This is a genomic window from Terrisporobacter muris, assembly GCF_024621905.1.
Classification (GTDB): domain Bacteria; phylum Bacillota; class Clostridia; order Peptostreptococcales; family Peptostreptococcaceae; genus Terrisporobacter; species Terrisporobacter muris.
Map to the genome: position 1 here is coordinate 1 of NZ_JANKBY010000424.1, position 2,549 is coordinate 2,549.

General features: G+C 26.6%; 1 protein-coding gene and 1 pseudogene. Both read left to right on the forward strand.

The window, feature by feature from the left end; translation table 11 throughout:
• The first annotated feature begins 73 nt into the window (after positions 1-73).
• Positions 74-280: pseudogene (locus tag NSA58_RS18725) on the forward strand (TOBE domain-containing protein).
• A 332-nt stretch (positions 281-612) separates the two neighbouring features.
• The gene (locus NSA58_RS18730) at positions 613-2,517 is read left to right on the forward strand and encodes an endonuclease MutS2 (RefSeq protein WP_257560831.1); all 1,905 of its coding nucleotides are present in this window, start codon (positions 613-615) and stop codon (positions 2,515-2,517) included.
• The last annotated feature ends 32 nt before the right edge of the window (positions 2,518-2,549 follow it).

The following is a 2,549-nucleotide window of genomic DNA, read 5'->3' on the forward strand; positions in this document are numbered from 1 at the left end:
TATGTAAATTCAATGAAAAGATAGATATAACTAATAAAAACTATTTATAAACAAAATTTAGGGGCGAAACAAAATGAAATTAAGTGCAAGAAATCAATTCGCAGGGAAAGTGAAAGAAATAAATGAAGGTGCAGTTAACTCAGTAGTTAAAATAGAATTACCCAAAGGATAAGTTATTACATCAACAATAACATGTGAAGCAGTAAAAGAATTAGGATTAGCAGTGAGTACTGATGTAACAGCTATAGTAAAAGCTACAGAAGTTATGGTAATGGAATAAAATAGTTACTGAAGATACAATAAATAATGGTATATTTAGAAGAGCGGGTTTTAATTAAACTTTAAAATCTGCTCTTTTTATTTTATACGGATTAAATACTATTTAATATTTTATATATTTATGAACATATTTTGAAAACATATTATTTATATGATAATATAATATTACAAATAAAAATTAAAAGGAGAGTTGTTTTTGAAAAATAATAAGAGCACCGTGGGAGAACTTCTTTATAAATAAGGAGTATCCGCTATAAATACAATCCTTATTTATAGAGAAGTCTTTTTAAGTGAAGAAAAGAAAGATTGGAATATAAATAAAGGAGATAATAAATGAATTTAGATACATTTGAAAAATTACAATTAAACGAAGTTAAAGAGTTAGTTAAAATTAACTGTGTAAGTTCGCTTGGGAAGAGTCTTATAGATAAATTAGAACCTAGTGCAAGTTATTCAGTAATAAAAAGAAAGTTATCAGAAAATAAAGAAGCAAGAAAAGTTTTAGAAAATAGTAATCATGTACCGCTAGAAGGATTATTTAATATATATCCTGTTATAGATAAAGTAGAAAAAGGTATGATTCTAGAAGTTACAGAGATTATTTCTTGTGAAGATTTCCTGAGAGGGTGTAGAAAGATAAAAGGATTTATGTTGGATAAAGAGTTTTATTCACCAACACTAAGTTCTTATGCACTAAATATAACTGAATGTGAAAGTATAGAAGAAGAAATCAAATTTTCAATTAAAAATAACAAAATTTCTAGTGAGGCTAGTAAAGAATTAAAAAAAATTAGACGAAATATAGAAATATGTGAAGGTAGAATAAAGGAAAGGTTAAATAAATTTTTAACTTCTTCTACCAATAAAAAATATATACAAGAATTTATTATAAGTAAAAGAGATGATAGATTTGTAGTGCCTATTAAATCATCTTTTAAGAATGAAGTTGATGGAACAATTCTATATACTTCATCAAAGGGTTCTACAGTATTTATTGAGCCCGCATCTATAAGTAAATATTCTCTAGAGTTAATTACATTGAAAAGCGAAGAAGCTATAGAAGAGTATAAGATTTTATCTTATCTTACAGAATTAATTTACGATAAGATTACAGAAATTAAGTTAAATATGGAAATAGTATCTGAATATGATATGGTATTTGCGAAGGCTAAGTTTAGCCAAAATAATAAATGTATTACTCCAAAGATAAATAATCATGGATACACAAAAATTATTAAGGGAAAACATCCTCTTCTAAAGGTAAATGTGATACCGCTAGATTTTGAAATAGGTGATAAATATAGAAGTTTAATTATAACAGGTCCTAATGCAGGTGGAAAAACTGTTACTTTAAAAACTGTAGGTATTTTAACTTTGATGACACAGTGTGGACTTGATATACCAGCTAAGGAAAATACTGAAATAGCTATATTTGAGAAAGTGTTTGTTGATATTGGAGATAATCAAAGTATTGAAAATGCACTTAGTACTTTTTCATCTCATATAAAAAATATAGCAAATATTATGAAAGAAGCTAACAAAAATACACTGGTACTATTTGATGAAATTGGTTCTGGAACAGATCCGAATGATGGGGCTAGCTTAGCCATTGCTTTGCTTGAGGAGTTCTATCAAACGGGATGCATAACAATAGCATCTACTCACTATGAAGAAATTAAGCATTTTGCAAATAAACATCCTCATTTTGAAAATGCAGGTATGATGTTTGATAAAGAAACATTGGAACCTTTATATAAGCTTATTATTGGGAGGTCAGAGGATAGTAATGCATTATTTATTTCTAGAAAAATGGGAATAAAAGAAAAGGTATTACAAAAGGCAAAATCTTATATGGATAATAAAAATTATGATTTTACTTTGATAAACAAAAATAAGATTATGCAGAAAACTGTTGAAGAAGAAAAAATATCCTTAACGACTTTTCCAGACTTTGAAATTGGAGATAAAGTTGAATTATTAGATTTTGAAGATTTCGGCATAGTATATAAATCTATGGATAAATTTAATAATGTAGAAGTCTTATATAAAGATGAATTTATTAATATAAATGCTAGAAGATTAAAATTGCAGTTGAAAGCTAAAGATTTATATCCTGAAGGATATGATTTAGATAGTTTGTTTGTGAGTTTTGAAAAACGAAAGTTAGATAGAGACATAGAAAGAGGATCTAAAAAAGCTTTAAAGAAAATTCAAAAAGAAATAAGAAATAGTAGATAAAATTAAACCCCATGAGAAAATACTCGTGGGGT